At 35.8% G+C, this 19,016-nt stretch carries 21 protein-coding genes; 20 read left to right on the top strand and 1 reads right to left on the bottom strand.

Annotation, left to right across the window (positions count from 1 at the left end; translation table 11 throughout):
• Positions 1-534 precede the first annotated feature (534 nt).
• Positions 535-1,455 carry an aldo/keto reductase gene (locus tag NYQ66_RS17070; RefSeq protein WP_259871220.1) on the bottom strand — a complete coding sequence of 307 codons (921 nt, stop codon included), beginning with the start codon at positions 1,453-1,455 and terminating at the stop codon, positions 535-537.
• A gap of 126 nt (positions 1,456-1,581) precedes the next feature.
• Between NYQ66_RS17070 and NYQ66_RS17065 the strand changes: the two genes are divergently transcribed.
• From NYQ66_RS17065 to NYQ66_RS16970, 20 genes are all read left to right on the top strand, one after another.
• Positions 1,582-2,127: an NUDIX hydrolase gene (locus NYQ66_RS17065; RefSeq protein ID WP_259871219.1), complete on the top strand. Its 546-nt coding sequence runs from the start codon at positions 1,582-1,584 to the stop codon at positions 2,125-2,127.
• 1 nt (position 2,128) lies between these two features.
• On the top strand, positions 2,129-3,307 hold the full coding sequence (locus tag NYQ66_RS17060; RefSeq protein ID WP_259871217.1) for an endonuclease Q family protein: 1,179 nt from the start codon (positions 2,129-2,131) through the stop codon (positions 3,305-3,307).
• An 88-nt stretch (positions 3,308-3,395) separates the two neighbouring features.
• Positions 3,396-4,034, top strand: coding sequence for a stage II sporulation protein M (spoIIM, locus tag NYQ66_RS17055; RefSeq protein WP_259871216.1), 639 nt, complete (start codon positions 3,396-3,398; stop codon positions 4,032-4,034).
• Positions 4,035-4,157: 123 nt separating this feature from the next.
• Positions 4,158-4,616, top strand: coding sequence for a ferric iron uptake transcriptional regulator (gene fur, locus NYQ66_RS17050; RefSeq protein ID WP_259871215.1), 459 nt, complete (start codon positions 4,158-4,160; stop codon positions 4,614-4,616).
• 183 nt (positions 4,617-4,799) lie between these two features.
• On the top strand, positions 4,800-5,018 hold the full coding sequence (locus NYQ66_RS17045) for a YqzK family protein (RefSeq protein WP_259871213.1): 219 nt from the start codon (positions 4,800-4,802) through the stop codon (positions 5,016-5,018).
• 5 nt (positions 5,019-5,023) lie between these two features.
• Positions 5,024-5,911 (top strand): site-specific tyrosine recombinase XerD, encoded by an 888-nt coding sequence (gene xerD, locus NYQ66_RS17040; protein WP_407652112.1) that lies wholly within the window; start codon positions 5,024-5,026, stop codon positions 5,909-5,911.
• Positions 5,912-6,067: 156 nt separating this feature from the next.
• A complete protein-coding gene (gene deoB, locus NYQ66_RS17035; RefSeq protein WP_259871210.1) occupies positions 6,068-7,243 on the top strand; it encodes a phosphopentomutase in 1,176 nt (391 codons plus the stop codon).
• 11 nt (positions 7,244-7,254) lie between these two features.
• Positions 7,255-8,076 carry a purine-nucleoside phosphorylase gene (locus NYQ66_RS17030; RefSeq protein ID WP_259871209.1) on the top strand — a complete coding sequence of 274 codons (822 nt, stop codon included), beginning with the start codon at positions 7,255-7,257 and terminating at the stop codon, positions 8,074-8,076.
• Between the two features lie 34 nt (positions 8,077-8,110).
• Positions 8,111-9,412 (top strand): pyrimidine-nucleoside phosphorylase, encoded by a 1,302-nt coding sequence (locus NYQ66_RS17025; protein WP_259871207.1) that lies wholly within the window; start codon positions 8,111-8,113, stop codon positions 9,410-9,412.
• 167 nt (positions 9,413-9,579) lie between these two features.
• On the top strand, positions 9,580-10,764 hold the full coding sequence (locus NYQ66_RS17020) for a D-alanyl-D-alanine carboxypeptidase family protein (protein ID WP_259871205.1): 1,185 nt from the start codon (positions 9,580-9,582) through the stop codon (positions 10,762-10,764).
• Positions 10,765-10,869: 105 nt separating this feature from the next.
• Positions 10,870-11,223 carry an anti-sigma F factor antagonist gene (gene spoIIAA / locus NYQ66_RS17015; RefSeq protein WP_259871203.1) on the top strand — a complete coding sequence of 118 codons (354 nt, stop codon included), beginning with the start codon at positions 10,870-10,872 and terminating at the stop codon, positions 11,221-11,223.
• Positions 11,220-11,660, top strand: a complete 441-nt coding sequence (gene spoIIAB / locus NYQ66_RS17010) for an anti-sigma F factor (protein ID WP_259871201.1) — start codon at positions 11,220-11,222, stop codon at positions 11,658-11,660. The genes spoIIAA and spoIIAB overlap by 4 nt, the downstream gene beginning before the upstream one ends.
• 10 nt (positions 11,661-11,670) lie before the next feature.
• A complete protein-coding gene (gene sigF, locus NYQ66_RS17005) occupies positions 11,671-12,426 on the top strand; it encodes an RNA polymerase sporulation sigma factor SigF (protein ID WP_259871199.1) in 756 nt (251 codons plus the stop codon).
• 745 nt (positions 12,427-13,171) lie between these two features.
• A complete protein-coding gene (locus tag NYQ66_RS17000) occupies positions 13,172-13,795 on the top strand; it encodes a stage V sporulation protein AA (RefSeq protein ID WP_259871197.1) in 624 nt (207 codons plus the stop codon).
• The gene (locus tag NYQ66_RS16995) at positions 13,776-14,192 is read left to right on the top strand and encodes a stage V sporulation protein AB (RefSeq protein ID WP_259871195.1); all 417 of its coding nucleotides are present in this window, start codon (positions 13,776-13,778) and stop codon (positions 14,190-14,192) included. The genes NYQ66_RS17000 and NYQ66_RS16995 overlap by 20 nt, the downstream gene beginning before the upstream one ends.
• A 45-nt stretch (positions 14,193-14,237) precedes the next feature.
• Positions 14,238-14,804 (top strand): stage V sporulation protein AE, encoded by a 567-nt coding sequence (locus NYQ66_RS16990; RefSeq protein WP_259871193.1) that lies wholly within the window; start codon positions 14,238-14,240, stop codon positions 14,802-14,804.
• Complete coding sequence (locus tag NYQ66_RS16985; protein WP_259871192.1) at positions 14,801-16,270, top strand: spore germination protein; 1,470 nt, start codon at positions 14,801-14,803, stop codon at positions 16,268-16,270. Before NYQ66_RS16990 ends, NYQ66_RS16985 begins: the two co-directional genes overlap by 4 nt.
• A gap of 185 nt (positions 16,271-16,455) precedes the next feature.
• Positions 16,456-17,757 carry a diaminopimelate decarboxylase gene (gene lysA / locus NYQ66_RS16980; RefSeq protein ID WP_259871190.1) on the top strand — a complete coding sequence of 434 codons (1,302 nt, stop codon included), beginning with the start codon at positions 16,456-16,458 and terminating at the stop codon, positions 17,755-17,757.
• A gap of 54 nt (positions 17,758-17,811) precedes the next feature.
• Positions 17,812-18,246 carry a peptidylprolyl isomerase gene (locus NYQ66_RS16975; protein ID WP_259871189.1) on the top strand — a complete coding sequence of 145 codons (435 nt, stop codon included), beginning with the start codon at positions 17,812-17,814 and terminating at the stop codon, positions 18,244-18,246.
• Between the two features lie 224 nt (positions 18,247-18,470).
• Positions 18,471-18,914 (top strand): site-2 protease family protein, encoded by a 444-nt coding sequence (locus NYQ66_RS16970; protein WP_259871188.1) that lies wholly within the window; start codon positions 18,471-18,473, stop codon positions 18,912-18,914.
• The last annotated feature ends 102 nt before the right edge of the window (positions 18,915-19,016 follow it).

Genomic DNA, 19,016 nt, shown 5'->3' with positions numbered 1-19,016 from the left:
TTCCGCGGGCACGGCCTCAGCTAACTCAGTCGCAAAGTGCGCTCCTGAGTGGATCTTCGGCTTGCGCTGTTCCCGCAGGAGTCTCCGCATTCTGCCTACGCTAATTTAGGCTTCCTATTTAATAATTAATTAACGATGTCGTTTAGCAAACTGTTGTGTAAGTGTACAAATCTCCGCTAGATTTATGGTCAGAATTTATATTTTATTAATAGGTATTTTTACATCAAGTTTTTATATTGCATTGATTAAGACGCAGTTACTAGCGTAACAAGTGCAATTGGTGACACTCCTGCAGGAACAGCACGGGCTGAAGATCCACTCAGAAGTGTACTTCTTCTGAGTTAGCTGAAGCCGTGCCTGCAAGAGGAATCTGAACTTAGAAAAAGCCGGGGCTTGGGATTTTTCGTGATTCCTCCTCGGAAAGGGAGCCGATTGCACTTGTGGAGCGGGTAGGATAGTTACTGCACAGTATGGATCAATTGCGAATGAAATGATAGGGATAATAAAAAGCGGCTTTAGCCGCTTTTTTGTTTCTTATCGGTGTTTGTCATACTGATTAGCTTTTGTTAAAGCTTGTAATTCCCCATAGTCATCTGCAGACAATTCCTTTTCGTTCATCGCCTGCATATTTTCTTGGAGTTGCGTAACAGAACTTGCCCCAACTACAGCGCTTGAAACTGCCTCATGGTGAAGGATATATTGTAATGCTAGAGAGTTTATCGATTGGTTCTTGTCCTTTGCTTTATTTGAAAGGCCTTCAGCAATATGCTTTAATTCGCTATAAGTATAATCTAAATAACCATCCTTACCTTTTTCTTCTACTTTATTAATTGCTTGCTTACTTAACATCCCTTTTGCAACTGGACCTCTGGCAACAACGCTAATTTGATTCTCTGCAAGTAGATCCAATATTTCTTCTTCGGGTCTCCTGTCTAACAAGCTATATTGCATCATTACACTAACAATAGATGAGCGATAGATATATTCTCTGATTACATTTGGCCTTATGGAAGAAATCCCATAGTACCTTATAATACCATCCTGTTTTAGTTCTTCGAAGGCCTCGATTGTTTCATCAATTGGGTCCTTTATTGTTCCACCATGTAGCTGGTAAAGATCGATATAATCCGTGTTCAACCGTCTTAAACTTTCTTTTACCTGATTTTTGATATATGACTTTGATGGATCCCAGAACCAGCTACCATCATCTTTTAAATGGTTACCAACTTTTGTAGCAAGTACCACCTTATCCCGTCTTCCTTTCAATGCGCCTCCTACAATCGATTCATTAACCCCTTGATCGTAGAGGTCTGCCGTATCTAAATAATTGATACCAGCATCTAGTGCTTGATCTATAATTTTTTTCGCTTTTTGTTCGTCGGTTCCTAATGACATACAACCTAGTGCTACCTCAGAAACATATAAATCCGAATATCCTAATCTATTCTTTTTCATATAATCCGTCCTTTCTATACGTTCTATTCTTATTGTAGAAATATTGAATGCTAAACACAACTAATGTGAATGCTAAATTATGTTAATATATGCTTAATATGATTTTAATAAGGGAGAGTTTCGTTGATGGATAAATTTGAAGAAAAAACGACAAAGACTACAGAGATATTTGACGGAAAAATTATTAAGCTGCAAGTAGATGATGTTACGTTACCAGATGGTAAAACGTCGAAAAGAGAAATTGTTAAACACCCTGGTGCAGTAGCAGTAATTGCTTTAACAAGTGAAAATAAAGTTGTGATGGTTGAGCAATATCGTAAACCATTGGAAAAAAGCCTTGTTGAGATTCCTGCAGGAAAACTAGAGCCTGGAGAAAAACCGGAGATAACGGCAATAAGAGAGTTAGAAGAGGAAACTGGTTATACAACTAATAATTTAGCATTTGTTACTTCCTTCTACACTTCGCCAGGTTTTGCTGATGAGATTTTATATCTTTATTTTACAGATAATTTAATACCGTTAGTAGAAGAAAAAGATTTGGACGAAGATGAATTTGTTGAACTTATGGAAGTTACAATAGAAGAAGCCGAAACGATGATTAATGAGCAAAAAATCCATGATGCAAAAACGGCTTATGCGATACAATACCTAAGATTACGAGGACTGAGATAGTTTGCAATTAAAAACATTTTATGCAGATTTACATATTCATATTGGTAGAGATATAGAGAATAAACCTGTAAAAATCACAGGTTCGAGAACATTAACATTAACGAACATATTAATAGAAGCTAGTAGAAATAAGGGTATTGATATGGTTGGAATTATCGATTGTCATGTTCCTTCCGTTCAAAGAGAAATGGAAGGGTTAATTGATCAGGGGAAGGCTTTTGAATTAGAGGATGGAGGCATTCAGTTTGAACAGGTCACGCTTATCTTAGGCGTGGAAATTGAAGTTTATGATCAGTCCTGTCTTGGTCCGATTCATGTTCTCTGTTTCTTGCCTAACTTGACCAGTATGAAACAATTCTCTAATTGGTTGTCATCTAGAATGACGAACATTAATTTAAGTTCGCAGCGGTATTATGGTACTGCCAAAGAGCTACAATATAAAGTGAAGGAATTAGCAGGATTGTTTATTCCAGCACATGTATTCACTCCTTTTAAAAGCCTATATGGGAAGGGAGTGTACCAGTCGTTAACAGAGGTTCTTGATCCTGATTTAATAGACGCAGTTGAATTAGGATTAAGTGCAGATACAAGTATGGCAGATGATATTGGTGAGCTACATCGGTACACATTTCTAACAAATTCTGATGCACATTCGTTAGCAAAAATAGCAAGAGAATACCAGCAAATAAAGATGAAAGCTGCTTCTTTTAAGGAACTTGAATTAGCTTTACATGGTATAGACAATAGAGAAATTGTTGTAAATTACGGCATGAACCCGTTATTGGGGAAGTATCACCAAACGGTTTGTAAAGATTGTATTCAACCTGTAAATGAGGTAGGGGCTTGTGCCAGCTGTGGATCATCTAAAGTTATTAAAGGGGTGGCTGATCGAATTAAAGAAATTAATCAAAGACAAAAACAACATTATAAAAAGAGAATGAGACCATCTTATATTTACCAAGTGCCACTCGAGTATATTCCTAAGTTAGGACCAAAAGCATTACAGAAACTACTAGATCATTTTGGAACAGAGATGCAGGTTATTCACCACGCAAGTTATTCCGATTTAAGGAAAGTTATACAGCCGTCTATTGCTGAAGCTATTATTCAATTAAGAGAGGGAATTCTTCCTGTAACCGCGGGTGGTGGAGGGAAGTACGGCAAAGTTGAAAAGCGGTGATAGATTTTAATTTAATGGTCTATTTTTAATGAGTTCCTCATAGATTTTACTACATGCAATAGTTTTAGTAGAAGAACGGAGGATACTCATGTATAAAAATAATCAACTTACTACCGACCATCTGAGAAATAATGCACCTATTTATTTTTTTATGATCGTATTATTTTTAATTGGTATAATATTTGGAGCGGTAATCGTAAATAGTATGAATGTTGTACAGAAACTAGATTTATTTTTTTACGTTGACCGATTTTTTGGACAATTATTAGAAGGTCCGATTGTAGATAAAAAAGAAATGGTAAGTAGTACGTTTTTTTATCACTTTAACTATCTGTTATTATTATTTGTGTTAGGATTGTCGATCATTGGTCTACCGATTATTTGGATTCTGTTGTTCTTAAAGGGAGTAGTGGTAGGATTTTCAGTTGGGTTTTTTGTGAATCAAATGGGTTGGCAGGGATTATTATTAGCAGCTGCGTCTATAGCACCTCAGAATTTATTAATCATACCTGTATATGTAGTCGCGGGTAGCTTAGCAATGATTTTCTCATTAAGCTTGCTAAGAAAACTATTTTCTAGAAGAATGCAGCAACCAATTCTTCAACCATTTGGAAGATACATCTCCCTTTATATATTGTTAATTGTACTTGTAGGTATTGCCTCTATAATAGAAACGTTTATATCAAATGAAACGATGCAGCTAGTAATTCAATGGATATACACTTAATAACTAAAATTAAATAATAGTCATTATAATCTAATAAAATTTATTTTATTTAGTTTGTAATGATTGTAATTGACACTCGTTTCATGTCTGCATATAATTGAGCATATGAGGGAGGTTTCAGACATGGAACATCGAATTGAGCGGATAAAAAAGCTACTACATGCACAAAGCTATAAGCTTACTCCTCAACGAGAAGCGACGGTTCGCGTATTATTAGAGCGAGAAGAAGATCACTTAAGTGCTGAGGATGTTTACCTCCTCGTTAAAGAGAAGGCTCCTGAAATTGGTTTGGCAACTGTTTATCGAACGTTAGAATTGCTATCGGAATTGAAAATAGTCGACAAAATTAATTTTGGCGATGGTGTATCGCGTTATGATCTTCGAAAAGAAGGCGCAGCACATTTTCACCACCATTTGGTTTGTACGGAATGCGGATCGGTTGAAGAAATTGTAGATGATCTACTTGAAGATGTTGAAAAGATTGTTGAGAATGATTGGGGATTCCAAGTGAAAGACCACCGGTTGACGTTTCATGGTGTTTGTAGAAAATGCCAGGAAAGTACCACGGAAGCTACTATTTAAATAGATCTTGAGCCTTTTCTTTTAGAAAGGCTTTTTCGTTTTTTAGAAATGAAACTTTATTTTTTTCAAAAGAAATTTTAAAATTCTAGACGTATAATTACGATGGTTTTTGGCATATCTTTGTAATAGTAGATGATAGTTAACGCTCTTCATTATTCTATTTTTTAAGGAGATATGCTGATTATGAAACCATTCCTTTCCATGATAAAGGATACGTTAAAAATTTTCGTTATATTTACAGCTTGTACATTACTTTTCTATTTCGGCTTGCGAGCTATGCATTCAGAATACGAAGAGTTTCACCGTTATGACCCACCAGAAGGCAAGGCTGTTAAAGTGTTTAACAATAGTGGACAATCAGTAATTGATCGTTTATCTATATTTTTTCGATTAGGGGAGTAGTAATGATGGACCATAGCTTAGATGACTTCTTTCATTACCTAACTGTAGAAAGAGGATTATCGGTTAATACATTGCAATCATACAAACGTGATTTAAATCATTATAAACAATTCTTACAGGATCAAATACACCTTCAAAGATGGGAAAATGTAATTAGAAATCATATTATGCAATATATACGTTTTTTATCTGATCAAGGTAAGTCCGCATCTACCATAGCTAGAACTCTATCTTCCATTAGACTATTTCATCAGTTTTTGGTTCGAGAGTATCAATTACAACAGGATCCTAGCTTACATATTGAAACACCAAAAAAACAAAGAAAATTACCAAAAGTTTTATCGTCACAAGAAGTGGATGCATTATTAATGATTTCAGAAAAAGATAAATTAGCATTACGAAATAAAGCCATGCTAGAATTACTTTATGCTACAGGCTTACGTGTATCAGAATTAATTTCTTTAAAAGTAAGTGATCTACATTTAACTATGGGATTCGTACGCTGTTTAGGGAAAGGCTCCAAGGAACGCATTGTCCCTTTAGGTGACTTAGCTAAGGAATCATTAGAGGAATACTTATCACAGGGTAGAGATCAGTTAGTTAAAGAAAAGACTATACATGAATTATTTGTAAATCATTACGGGAACCCTTTAACGCGTCAAGGGTTTTGGAAGATATTAAAATCTATTGCAAGTGAATCTGGTATTACCAAAGAGATTACTCCCCATATTTTGCGACATTCATTTGCTACACATTTGCTAGAAAATGGAGCAGATTTGCGATCGGTTCAGGAAATGTTAGGACATGCAGATATCTCAACAACACAAATTTATACACAAGTTTCAAAAGCTAGATTAAAAGATATTTATAAAAACTATCATCCAAGAGCATAGAGGCTCTATAGATGTTTGGTTCATTATGTGAATTACTTCTCATTTCATCCACAAGTGCAACTCATAAAAAAATACAGAACAATATTTGATTTTTTTATAGGAAAGGCATAAGAATAGTTTGGAAAGGGAAAGTAAAGGTAAAGGGAGGTTATGATATTGGACAAATTCAAACGAATTTTCTTAGTTGTATTAGATTCTGTGGGTATTGGTGAGGCACCTGATGCTTCTGCGTATAACGATGAAGGTGCAGATACACTAGGCCATATTGCTACACACATGAATGGATTACATATGCCAACATTAGGGAGTTTGGGCTTAAGTAATATAAGGGAAATACAAGGTGTTGAGGTTGCAGACAAAGCTTTGGCTCACTACACAAAAATGCAAGAGGCGTCAAATGGGAAAGATACAATGACTGGTCATTGGGAGATTATGGGTTTATATATTGATACTCCTTTTCGTACATTTACCGAATTTCCTGATGAACTAATCCGTGAATTGGAACAACGTAGTGGTCGGAAAGTAATTGGGAACAAACCTGCGTCCGGAACAGAAATAATAAAAGAGCTTGGACAAGAACATATGGAAACAGGTAATTTGATTGTGTACACTTCTGCGGATTCAGTTTTACAAATTGCAGCACATGAAGATGTTATTCCGATAGAAGAACAATATAGAATTTGTGAGATTGCTCGAGAATTAACCTTGGATGAAAGATATATGATAGGCAGAGTGATTGCTCGACCGTTTATTGGGAAACCAGGTGCATTCGAACGTACTTCTAATCGTCATGATTATGCTTTAAAACCATTTGGGCGGACTGTGATGAATGAGTTAAAAGATGGTAGCTATGATGTCGTAGCTTTAGGGAAAATTGCAGACATTTTTGACGGAGAAGGTGTAACCAAATCAATCCGAACAACAGATAATGAAGATGGAATGGAAAAATTCATTCAGTCAATCGATGATGATTTTACAGGGTTAAACTTTTTGAATCTAGTTGATTTTGATGCAAAATATGGTCACCGTAGAGACCCACAAGGGTATGGAGAGGCATTGGAATCTTTTGATCGTCGTCTACCTGAGGCGTTAAATAAATTAAGAGAAGATGACTTATTAATTATTACTGCGGACCATGGTAATGATCCAGTTCATCATGGGACAGATCATACCCGTGAATATGTACCGTTACTTGTACATCATAAATCAATTGTGGAAGGTAAAGAAATACCGATCCGTAAAACCTTCGCAGATATTGGAGCAACCATTGCAGATAACTTTAAGGTTACCATGCCAGAACATGGAACTAGCTTTTTAGATGATATTAAATAGGGGGTACGAATATGAACTATAACCAAGTACAAGAAGCAGCAACTTTTATTGAAAAACAATTAGACAATAAACCGTCAGTTGGTCTCATTCTAGGTTCAGGCTTAGGTGTTCTAGCTGAAGAAATTCAAAATCCTACAACTATTCCTTATGATGCAATCCCTCACTTTCCTGTTTCTACAGTAGAGGGGCATAAAGGACAATTAGTGTTAGGTGAATTAGAAGGAAAACAAGTAATAGCAATGCAAGGCCGTTTTCATTTTTATGAAGGTTATGCAATGGAACAAGTAACCTTTCCGGTCCGCGTCATGAAACAACTTGGTGTTGAACATTTATTTGTTACAAATGCTGCTGGTGGGATTAATGAGCGATTCCAAGCAGGTGATTTAATGCTTATAACTGATCATATAAATAATATGGGTACTAACCCATTGATTGGGCCGAATGAAGAGAACATCGGAGCTCGTTTCCCTGATATGTCTGAGGCATATAATAAAGGATTAATTAACCATGCAAAACAATGTGCTAATGAACTTGCATTGAAAGTGCAAGAGGGTGTGTACGTTGGAAACACTGGCCCTTCCTACGAAACTGGTGCAGAGGTAAGAATGTTACGGACACTTGGTGGAGATGCGGTCGGTATGTCTACGGTGCCAGAAGTTATTATTGCAAACCATGCTGGTTTAAAAGTGTTAGGTATCTCTTGTATTTCGAATATGGCAGCGGGTATTTTAGATCAGCCACTTTCTCATGATGAAGTAATGGAAACTACTGAAAAAGTACGTGAAGACTTTTTGCGCTTTGTAAAGAAAATCATTCAAACACTTCCACAGTAAATGAAGTTAACTTGAGTAGAATAGGGTGATCATAGTGAGAATGGTTGATGTGATAACAAAAAAAAGAAATGGACACGCGTTAACGAAAGAAGAAATATACCATTTTGTTGAAGGTTATACCAAGGGTTCGATTCCAGATTATCAAGCATCTGCGTTATTAATGGCAATTTTTTATCAAGGAATGACGGAACAGGAAACGGCGACACTTACACAGGCGATGGTTGATTCTGGTGAAACGATTGATTTATCTTCGATTACAGGACATAAGGTAGACAAGCATTCGACGGGAGGAGTAGGGGATAAAACAACATTTATCGTTGGTCCACTTGTTGCTTCTGTGGGAGTCCCTGTCGCGAAGATGTCAGGAAGAGGATTAGGACACACAGGTGGTACCTTGGATAAACTAGAATCGATTAAAGGATTTCATATTGAGATGTCTGAACAACAATTCGTTAATCAAGTAAACAACGTTAAGCTAGCGGTTGCTGGTCAGACAGGTAATCTTGCACCTGCAGACAAGAAGTTATATGCGCTTCGTGATGTAACAGCTACTGTGGATTCGATTCCCTTGATCGCAGGTTCAATTATGAGTAAGAAACTGGCTTCCGGTGCGGACAGTATTGTTCTAGATGTGAAAACTGGTTCAGGTGCTTTTATGAAAACTCTGGAAGAATCTGAATCTCTCGCAAAAGAAATGGTGAACATAGGCAAGAATTTAGGGCGAAATACGGTGGCCATTATAAGTGATATGAATCAACCTTTAGGTTTTGAAGTGGGAAATGCCAATGAGGTAAAAGAAGCAGTCGAGGTACTCCGAGGTGAAAAGATTAGTGATTTAAGAAGCTTATCTTTGGAATTAGCTGCACATATGACTGTTTTGGCCGAAGTAATGACAGATTATGATCAAGCATACCGTGCGCTTGAAGAAAATTTAGATAATGGCAAGGCATTTGAGGTTTTTCGTTCTTTTGTTGTTGCGCAAGGTGGCGATGTCGAAATGATTGACCATCTAGACTTATTACCATCTGCTAAATACCAAGTGGAAGTAAAAGCAGAAACAGACGGTTATGTCTCCGCAATTGATGCCGAGTCAATTGGAATAGCTGCAATGTATTTAGGGGCTGGTAGAGCAACAAAAGATGATGCCATTAACCATGGTGTTGGGATAACATTAAAGAAGAAGATTGGTGATCCTGTAAAAGTTGGAGAAACTATTGTAGTTCTTCATAGCGATGAGGATTCACCAACTGACTCTATAAATAGGGTAAAGCAAGCATATTCATTTACAAAAGAAAACGTGGATCCAAAGACATTGATTTATAAAGTAATTAAATAACGATAGGTAAATAACCTGAATTCTGTTCAGGTTATTTTTTATGTTCATGGAAATTATAAGATCAGAATGAACCATCTTTGTCATGTAATAAGGAAATTCATCTTTTTAGTTATAAAAACTTCTTTTTATGGAAAATATATGAATACTATTGAATTGGAGGTAAAGACATGAAAAAGTTTATCATTCTGTTAATTATACTATTAACTTCCATTACATCTATTAATGTGGTTCCAGCAAATGCTGAGGAGAGTAATGATAATAATCAACAAGACTTAAATTTGGCAGAGAATTCCAAATCAGCTCTATTATTGGAACGTGATACAGGAAAAATTTTATATGAAAAAAATGCACATGAACAACTTCCACCAGCAAGTATGACAAAAATTATGACTTTAATTTTAATCATGGAAGCATTAGATGATGAGAAAGTAAAGCTTGATGAAATGGTTCGTGTCAGTGAATATGCAGCTTCAATGGGTGGATCACAGATCTTTCTAGAAGCGGGAGAAGAAATGAAAGTAAATGACTTGCTAAAAGGGATTGCAGTTGCATCAGGTAACGATGCAAGTGTTGCGATGGCTGAAAGAATTGCTGGTAGTGAGGAAGCATTTGTCACGATGATGAATCAAAAAGCGAAAGAACTAGGATTGGAAAATACCAAATTCCAAAATACTACGGGGCTTCCTGCTGATAATCATTTTAGTACGGCTTATGACTTAGCTATGATGGCAAAAGAACTGTTAAAACATGAAGAGATAACCAATTATACGAGTATTTATGAAGATTACTTACGAAAAGGAACAGAAGACGAATTCTGGCTCGTTAACACGAATAAACTAGTAAAATTTTACGACGGTGTGGATGGCTTGAAAACAGGCTATACGTCACAAGCAAAATACTGCTTAACCGCAACTGCCAAGAAAGGTAATATGCGTACTGTTGCAGTAGTGCTAGGTGCAGACACAAGCAAGAATAGAAATAGTGATGTTACACAAATGCTTGATTATGCATTTTCACAGTATGATTCAAAACAACTATTTGAAAGTAAACAATCGGTTTCTAAGCTCCAGATGATTAAGGCTGCTAAAAATGAAATAGATGTAGTCACTGGTGAATCAGTATCAGTTGTTTTTGAAAAAGGCGACAAATTAGATGGGATAGAAACCAATGTGAAAATGAATTCGGATATCAATCTCCCGTTATCTAAAGGTGACCAAGTAGGAACGTTAGAAGTAAAAAAAGATGGAAAAGTATTATCAGTAACTCCTTTAATCGTAAATGAAGATGTTGAAAAAGCTGGTTTTTGGCATTTGTTTAAACGTTCCATGGACAAAATGGTGAAAAAAGGATAATAACAGAACCTTTCTTCGAAATACCACTTGTTTTGTCGACAGGCAGGATTTTGGAGAGGAAATAAAGAAAAAGATTCACTACAGAAATTTAAGGAGGAATCAGTAGTGAGTCTTTCTGTTCATTTAACTACTAAAGAAAATGTATTATTAGTTAGGCTTGAAGGAGAATTAGATCACCATGAAGCTGAAAAGCTGAAGAAAGAATGGCAAAAAGCAATGAAACAAGAAAATCTTCAACACGTCATTTTAAACTTAGAGCAGCTTTCGTTTATGGATAGTTCTGGATTAGGTGTAATCCTAGGTAGGTATAAAGAAATTAAGCAAACGGGAGGGGAGATGGTGGTTTGTTCCATATCACCTGCGGTAAAACGTCTATTTGATATGTCTGGTTTGTTTAAGATTATTCGTTTAGAAGAAAGTGAAGCTTTTGCCCTTCAAAGTTTGGGGGTGGCGTCTTGAGAAACGCAATGAATTTAGAATTTTCAAGTGTTAGTGCGAATGAATCGTTTGCACGAGTTACTGTTGCTGCATTTGTTTCTCAGTTAGATCCAACAATGGATGAATTAACAGAAATAAAAACAGTAGTTTCTGAAGCTGTTACGAACGCTATTATTCACGGATATAACAACGATGAAAACGAGAAGATTTATATTGAATGTACGCTTGATGAAGATGTTGTAGAACTAATTATTCGTGATAATGGTATTGGAATTGATGATATAGATGAAGCAATCCAGCCTTTATACACATCTAAGCCAGAGTTAGAAAGGTCAGGTATGGGTTTTACCATCATGGAAAATTTTATGGACAAAGTAGAAGTGATCTCAAATCCCGGTCAAGGTACAATTGTGAAATTAATAAAACACTTTACAAAGAGTAAAACCTTATGCAATTAAGGGGATGCCTATGGAAATAGAACTGAAAAAAACCAAAAAAGAGGAACAACTGACAGATGAGGAAGTGAAAAATTATATTCTTCTAAGTCAACAAGGTGATCAGAGTTCACGTGATCTTTTAGTTGAGCGTAATGTACGCTTAGTTTGGTCAGTAGTTCAACGATTTATTAATCGTGGATATGATCCAGATGATTTGTTTCAGATCGGGTGTATCGGATTATTAAAGTCCATAGATAAGTTTGATTTATCTTACGATGTGCGTTTTTCCACCTATGCAGTCCCCATGATCATTGGTGAGATACAACGTTTTATTCGTGATGATGGTAGCGTGAAAGTCAGTAGATCATTAAAAGAAATAGGGAATAAAATTCGGAGGAAAAAGGACGAGCTAACTAAAGATATGGGTAGAGCACCCACCGTAAATGAGTTAGCTCAAGCATTAGAATTATCTCCTGAAGAAGTTGTACATGCACAAGAAGCATCTAAACTTCCACATTCAATCCATGAAACAGTATATGAAAATGATGGAGACCCTATTACTTTACTAGATCAAATTGCTGATCAGGATACAAAATGGTTTGATAAAATTGCGTTGCAAGAGGCGATAAGAGATTTGGAAGAAAGAGAGCGGTTGATTGTATATCTAAGATATTATAAAGACAAAACACAATCAGAAGTTGCTGAGAGGTTAGGTATATCTCAGGTACAAGTCTCTCGATTGGAGAAGAAAATACTAGAGTTTATCAAAGAACAAATAGGTATATAAAAAAGAGTGGGTAACGGGTTTCGTTACCTTTCGCAAAACTTTGTATTGTATGCCTTTATGTAAATGAAAACGAATTCCAAATTGCGCTGTATTTTGCAGCGCTTTTTGTATGCAAAAAATAACGCAGCGAATAACCTTGTTCAACATTGCGCTCGTTTCTTTAATAAACCATTCCTTATGATTCATGTCCCAATACAGATAAATAAGGGCGTAATCGGACCAATTAGTCAATCAGCAACATGGACATATATAATAAGAGGAGAAATTACCATTAAATTGGAAATTTAACTAAAATGTTAATATAGAGGGAAATTCTCCCTATATCACTTGATAAACATGATATATTGCTTACTCTTCTATGTTTAGAGGGAAAACCTCCCCTTATTTATCCCTTATTAAGCTATATTCTGTAGTTTAATCGCAAAATTCCCCCTTATTTTAATGAGGAGAAAACTTCCTATGCTTCAATAATCAATTTTCAATAATCTATCTGAGTGAGTTTAGGAATAATGGTTCACAAACTAAACTCTACATTTATTTCACTATAAATTACATAGTCTCTTACAAATTTATGTAAATAAGTTGACTGTTAATATCCACTCAGAAAATCATTTTGGTGCCTATCGCGGACATTATGAAATACTTCTACCCGTCTTCATATAAGAATGTTCTTTGGAGTTAATGCATGTTTCTGCCTTTTCTGTTTCATACTAAAAGAGTATTTCCGGAAAAGGAGGACAAAAGCATGGGAGGAATTATTTACTTACGTCTTAAAAAAGAATTTGAGGTAAAACCAAACACAACAATTCGGTTAAATGATATTGGTTATATTTCCGGCAACAATTCAGTAAACCAACTTATTGAGGAGTCTGTTATTTACCAAGTTTCAAAAGAAGACCGAACGGTTTCTGTCATCGATGGATTTACTGTCATTGACCAGTTGGTGAGAAGGTTTTCCGATATCGAAATTCAATTAGTAGGACCTAGTCAAACTATTGTTCGAATAAAAAAACCATTGAAGTCCCCTTCCATCTTCTTTGTCTGTTTAATTTGGTTGCTTTTATTTATTGGGTCATCCATGGCAATCATGAATTTTCACTATGATGTAAGTATGCAAGAAGTGCAACAGAGGCTTCATTTTTTATTGACAGGAAGACAAGCTGAATATCCTTTATGGATGCAGGTACCCTACTCGATTGGATTAGGTGTTGGAATGATCCTGTTCTTTAACCATTTGTTCAAAAAGAGATTTAATGAAGAACCCAGCCCATTAGAAATTGAGATGTTCAAGTATCAACAAGACCTAGATAGTTATGTATCAAAATATGAGAACAACATAAGTAAAAACAATGATAAATCATCTAATTGAAATCGTAATAGGGTTTTCTTCTGGTCTTGTTGTAGGTACGGGCTTTGTTGCTTTTCTTACAGTTTTAGGTATTATTCCTAGACTGGTTCAATTAAGTAAGACTGATACATTAGTTAAACCTTTTGAAGCAGGTGTTATACTCGGAGCGTTGTTTGGAACGTATCTTTCATTCACCGGCTTTGCTTTTCATGTTTCAACATTGTTTGTCCTCATTTGGGGGACTTTCCACGGTGTCTTTATTGGTATGCTAGCTGCAGCATTGACCGAAGTATTAAATGTTTTTCCGTTATTGGCGAAGAGAGTTGGCTTAGAAAGCCATATACTTTGGTTTTTAATGGCTATTGTATTTGGAAAAATATTTGGATCACTTTTTCAATGGTTAGTCTTCGTCAAATAGTTGATGATGTTCTGCAGTGTTTATTGGCTGAAAGGATCGATTTGAATGAATAATTCTAAAAAAGTTATTGTAGTAACAGATGGGGATGAATATGCTCGAAAAACACTAGATTATTTGGCAAAAGAACTAGGAGGAACTTGTTTATCCTATTTATCAGATAATCCAACACAAGCATCTTCTGAAGAAATTCAGAAAGCTATTTATCGAGCGAAAGAAGAACCGGTATATGTACTTCTTGATGACGCTGGAATACTTGGTGTCGGTGCAGGGGAGAAAATATTGCTTGATTTAGCTAATGACCCTGATATAGAAGTGATTGGTGCGATTGCAGTAGCTGCGCACACCAAGAATACAGAATGGTCTAGATTTACCTTTGCAATTGATTTAAATGGTGAACTGATTCCGTATGGGGTCGATAAGCAAGGAGTAAGATTGCCGGAGTTAGGAAGAATAAATGGTGATACTGTATATTCCTTGGATCAAATCGATATACCCATTGTCATTGCCATTGGTGATATAGGAAAAATGCAAGGCAAAGATGACGTTAAGAAGGGGTCACCTATAACACGCCAAGCGTTGGAAATAATAATGGAAAGAGGTGGACTAATATGAAGAATAAAAAAAATCAGAGCCCCATCTCACCTAAGATAAAAATAAATGAAAACTATATGAAAGAAAAAATCGGAGTAGGTACTTCGTTTGATGTTGGATTTCGAGATGTTACTATACTTAAAAAAACTGCCCACCTGTATTATTTAACGGGGTTATGCGATTCATCTATTATTGTTGAATTACTAAAGAAGCTTGTTGAAATTAATGATAATGAAAGTAATCTTAGGAAAGTAGCTGAGATTGTTGAAAATAGGTTAGTGCATCAACAAGTAACTAGAGTGAAAACGATGGATGAGGCCGTGGATCAACTGCTTTCTGGCCTTATTGTGTTATTTATTGATGGTGAAGATGAAGCATTTGTTGTAGATGTACGAAGTTATCCAGGAAGAAGCCCTCAAGAGCCTGATACAGAGAAGGTTGTTCGTGGTGCCAGAGATGGCTATACGGAAAATATAATCCAAAATACCGCATTAACTAGAAGAAGAGTAAGAGATGAACGGTTACGTCACGAAATTGTCCAGGTCGGAGAAAGGTCTAAGACGGATATTTGTATCTCGTATATCAAAGATATTGCCGATGAAGGATTGGTAAAGAAAATAAAAGATGAGATTAACAAGATTGACATTGATGGACTTTCCATGGCAGATAAAACAATAGAAGAATATTTAGTTAAACAAGGTTTTAACCCATTCCCGCTTGTACGTTATACGGAGAGACCAGATGTATCCGCGAATCACTTGTTTGAGGGCCATGTCTTAATTATGGTCGATACATCTCCTAGTATGATCATTACACCCACCACCTATTTTCATCATGTACAACATGCGGAAGAATACCGTCAAGCCCCCGTAATTGGGACTTTTATTCGTTGGGTCAGATTTCTTGGGATCTTTGCATCCGTATTTTTATTACCCTTTTGGTTGTTACTAGTTTTAGAACCATCTCTGTTGCCTAAAGATTTAACTTTTATTGGGCCAAACGAGACGGGGAATATACCAATTGTTATTCAAATAATTATGGCAGATATAGGAATAGAATTTTTACGAATGGCAGCGATTCATACGCCAACACCTTTATCTACAGCTATGGGTCTCATTGCAGCAGTCTTAATAGGGCAAATTGCAATTGATGTAGGATTGTTTAGTGCAGAAGTTATTTTATATGTAGCAATAAGTGCGATTGGTTCATTCGCGACACCTAGTTATGAACTCAGTGTAGCAAATAAAATAAGTCGAATATTATTGTTAATAATCACCTCTATTTTTGGTGTTCCTGGATTTGTCATAGGTAGCACACTGTATATTTTACTTTTAGCAATGACAAGGTCATTAAATACACCATATTTGTGGCCATTTATTCCTTTCAACATAAAAGCGATTGTTCATATATTGATTCGAGTATCTGTTCCTATGACCAAAAATCGTCCTAGTATTGTACATCCAAAAAATAATTATAAACAACCATGAATAATTTAAAGTTGAACAGAAGATGTGAATATGTTAAATTTATTTTATCTTTACACTAATTAACATGTAATGGAATAAACTTCTGGGAACTATAGATTTATAAATCCCTTCATTCACCTATGAATCGTTGCATTCTAGGTGGAAAGGGATTTTCGTTTGTATATATATTTGGAGGTGTAATAAAGATGAATCATCACCCATATGAAATAAATAATAATGGTCATTTAGAAATAAATGGAATAGATAGTACGCTATTAGCAAAAAAATACGGTACACCTCTATTTGTATATAATGTGGATGCGATTAGGCAAAATGCTCGTGCATTTGTAAACACTTTTGAAAAGTTTGGTGTGAAGGCTCAAGTGGCATATGCTAGTAAGGCTTTTTCGTCTATTGCTATGCTCCAGGTAGCAAAGCAAGAGAAATTAAGTCTTGATGTTGTCTCACAAGGGGAACTTTATACTGCTTTAAAGGCTGGATTTCCTGTAGAAAAGATTCATCTTCATGGTAATAATAAAAACTATGAAGAACTAGAAATGGCTATAAAACATAACATTGGTTGTATAGTTGTAGATAATTTCTATGAAATTGAGTTACTAAAAGATGTTCTAGCAAACTTTGACACTGAAATGGACGTACTTATTCGTGTAACTCCTGGTATAGAAGCGCATACACATGATTATATCTTAACAGGAAATGAAGATTCGAAGTTTGGTTTTGACTTATCAAATGGACAAGCAGAACTGGCCATAAAACAACTAACTGAAATGGATAAAATCCAAGTAAAAGGATTACATTGCCATATTGGGTCTCAAATTTTTGAAACAGATGGTTTTGTTATGGCAATTCAACGTTTATTTGATACAATTAGAAACTGGAACACCAAATTTAATTACACACCAAAAGTTCTTAATCTTGGTGGGGGGTTTGGCATTCGTTATACGAAAGAAGATGATCCATTACCATTAGAAGGTTATGTAGAAGCACTAGTAAATGAAATCCAAAAACAAGTGGATATTAGTGACATGAATTACCCGGAAATCTGGATCGAACCAGGACGAGCTATTGTGGGGAATACTGGTGTTACACTGTACACAATTGGGTCAAAAAAAGATATTCCTGGAGTCAGAAAGTATATTTCGGTGGATGGTGGCATGACGGATAATATTCGACCTGCATTGTATCAAGCAAAATATGATGCTGTCATTGCTAATAAAGCAAAACAACCTTTATCAGAAACTGTTTCTGTTGCCGGTAAATGCTGTGAATCTGGCGATATGTTAATATGGGATATAGAATTGCCTGAAGTTGAACATGGAGATTTTTTAGCTGTATTTAGTACTGGTGCTTATGGTTATTCAATGTCTAATCACTATAATCGCTTCCCTAAAGCTGCAGTGGTATTTGTGGAAGAAGGTAAGGATAAGCTAGTCATTCAAAGAGAATCCTATGAGGACTTAACCAGAAATGATTTATCTTATGAATAGTAATTCAACTGGTGAGAATAACAAGAGTAAGTAATATTTGAGGAGGAAAATGATATGAAACAAGCAACAATGGAGTATGAAAATGGAGAAAAAATACTTATTGAGCTATATGAAGATGCCGCTCCAAATACAGTGGCTAACTTTGAAAAACTTGCGAACAGTGGTTTTTACGATGGAGTTACATTTCACCGAGTAATCCCTGGATTTGTAGCACAAGGTGGAGATCCAACTGGAACTGGCGCTGGCGGCCCTGGATACAGCATTAAATGCGAAACGGAAGGTAATCCGCATAAACATGTTGCTGGTTCACTTTCAATGGCTCATGCTGGTAAAGATACAGGTGGTAGTCAATTCTTTATCGTTCATGAACCGCAGCCACATCTAGATGGTGTTCACACTGTATTCGGTCAAGTGACAGAGGGAATGGATACCGTCTTACGTATTAAGCAAGGTGATGAGATGAAATCGGTGAAAGTGGAAGAAAAGTAGGAGTACTTCTTTATTTTACTGTTGTACGGTTTGTTATTCAAAGAGGGTGTTGGCCTGAGCCGACACCCTTTCTTATTTATACGTTATTAATTTTTTGCTAGGAAGTCTCTTGACGTGGTGAAAAATAGGATGTGCCAAGTGTAAGAAACGTGACCTTGGTTCATCCCTTTAGCGACTAGAACATTCACTAAATTTTCTTTTGGAGTGATGAAGAGGTGCTAGTGATGGATTGGATTAATATACTATTTTTTCTACTTGTTATAGCACCTTTGTGCGTCCTAATTCATGAGTGTGGACATGCATTAGGAGGATTAATAGTAAAAGCAGATCAAGTTAGGCTTGAATTTGGAATAGGGTGGAAGATAAAAGAATTCGCTTGGAAGAAGGTGCAAGTTGTACTATATACCTTTCTTTTTATTGGAGGTCTAGCTCAAAGTACGAGAAATATCCCTTTCACGCGTATGGAAGTAGCCATTATTTCGGTGTCAGGACCACTGCTAAATACTATAATTGCTTTCTTGGTAATATGTTTAGAGACAACTAGTGTATTAGGTCAATTGTTTATGTTTTTTAATTTGTGGTTAGCTTTTATCAATGTGATTCCTTTTAAATGGAAACAAAAAAAATCAGATGGTTACATCATCATGCAGCAACTTCTAAAAAAATAATACATAAAAGAAAGAAATGACAATCACTAAGATTCATAGTATATTTTATGTTAAATGAGCAATAATTGGAAATAGTGTTATAGAACTCATTGTTAGATAATT

The sequence above is a fragment of the Aquibacillus koreensis genome (assembly GCF_025154055.1).
GTDB lineage: Bacteria > Bacillota > Bacilli > Bacillales > Amphibacillaceae > Aquibacillus_C > Aquibacillus_C koreensis.
This window is presented reverse-complemented; position numbering and strand designations above follow the sequence as displayed.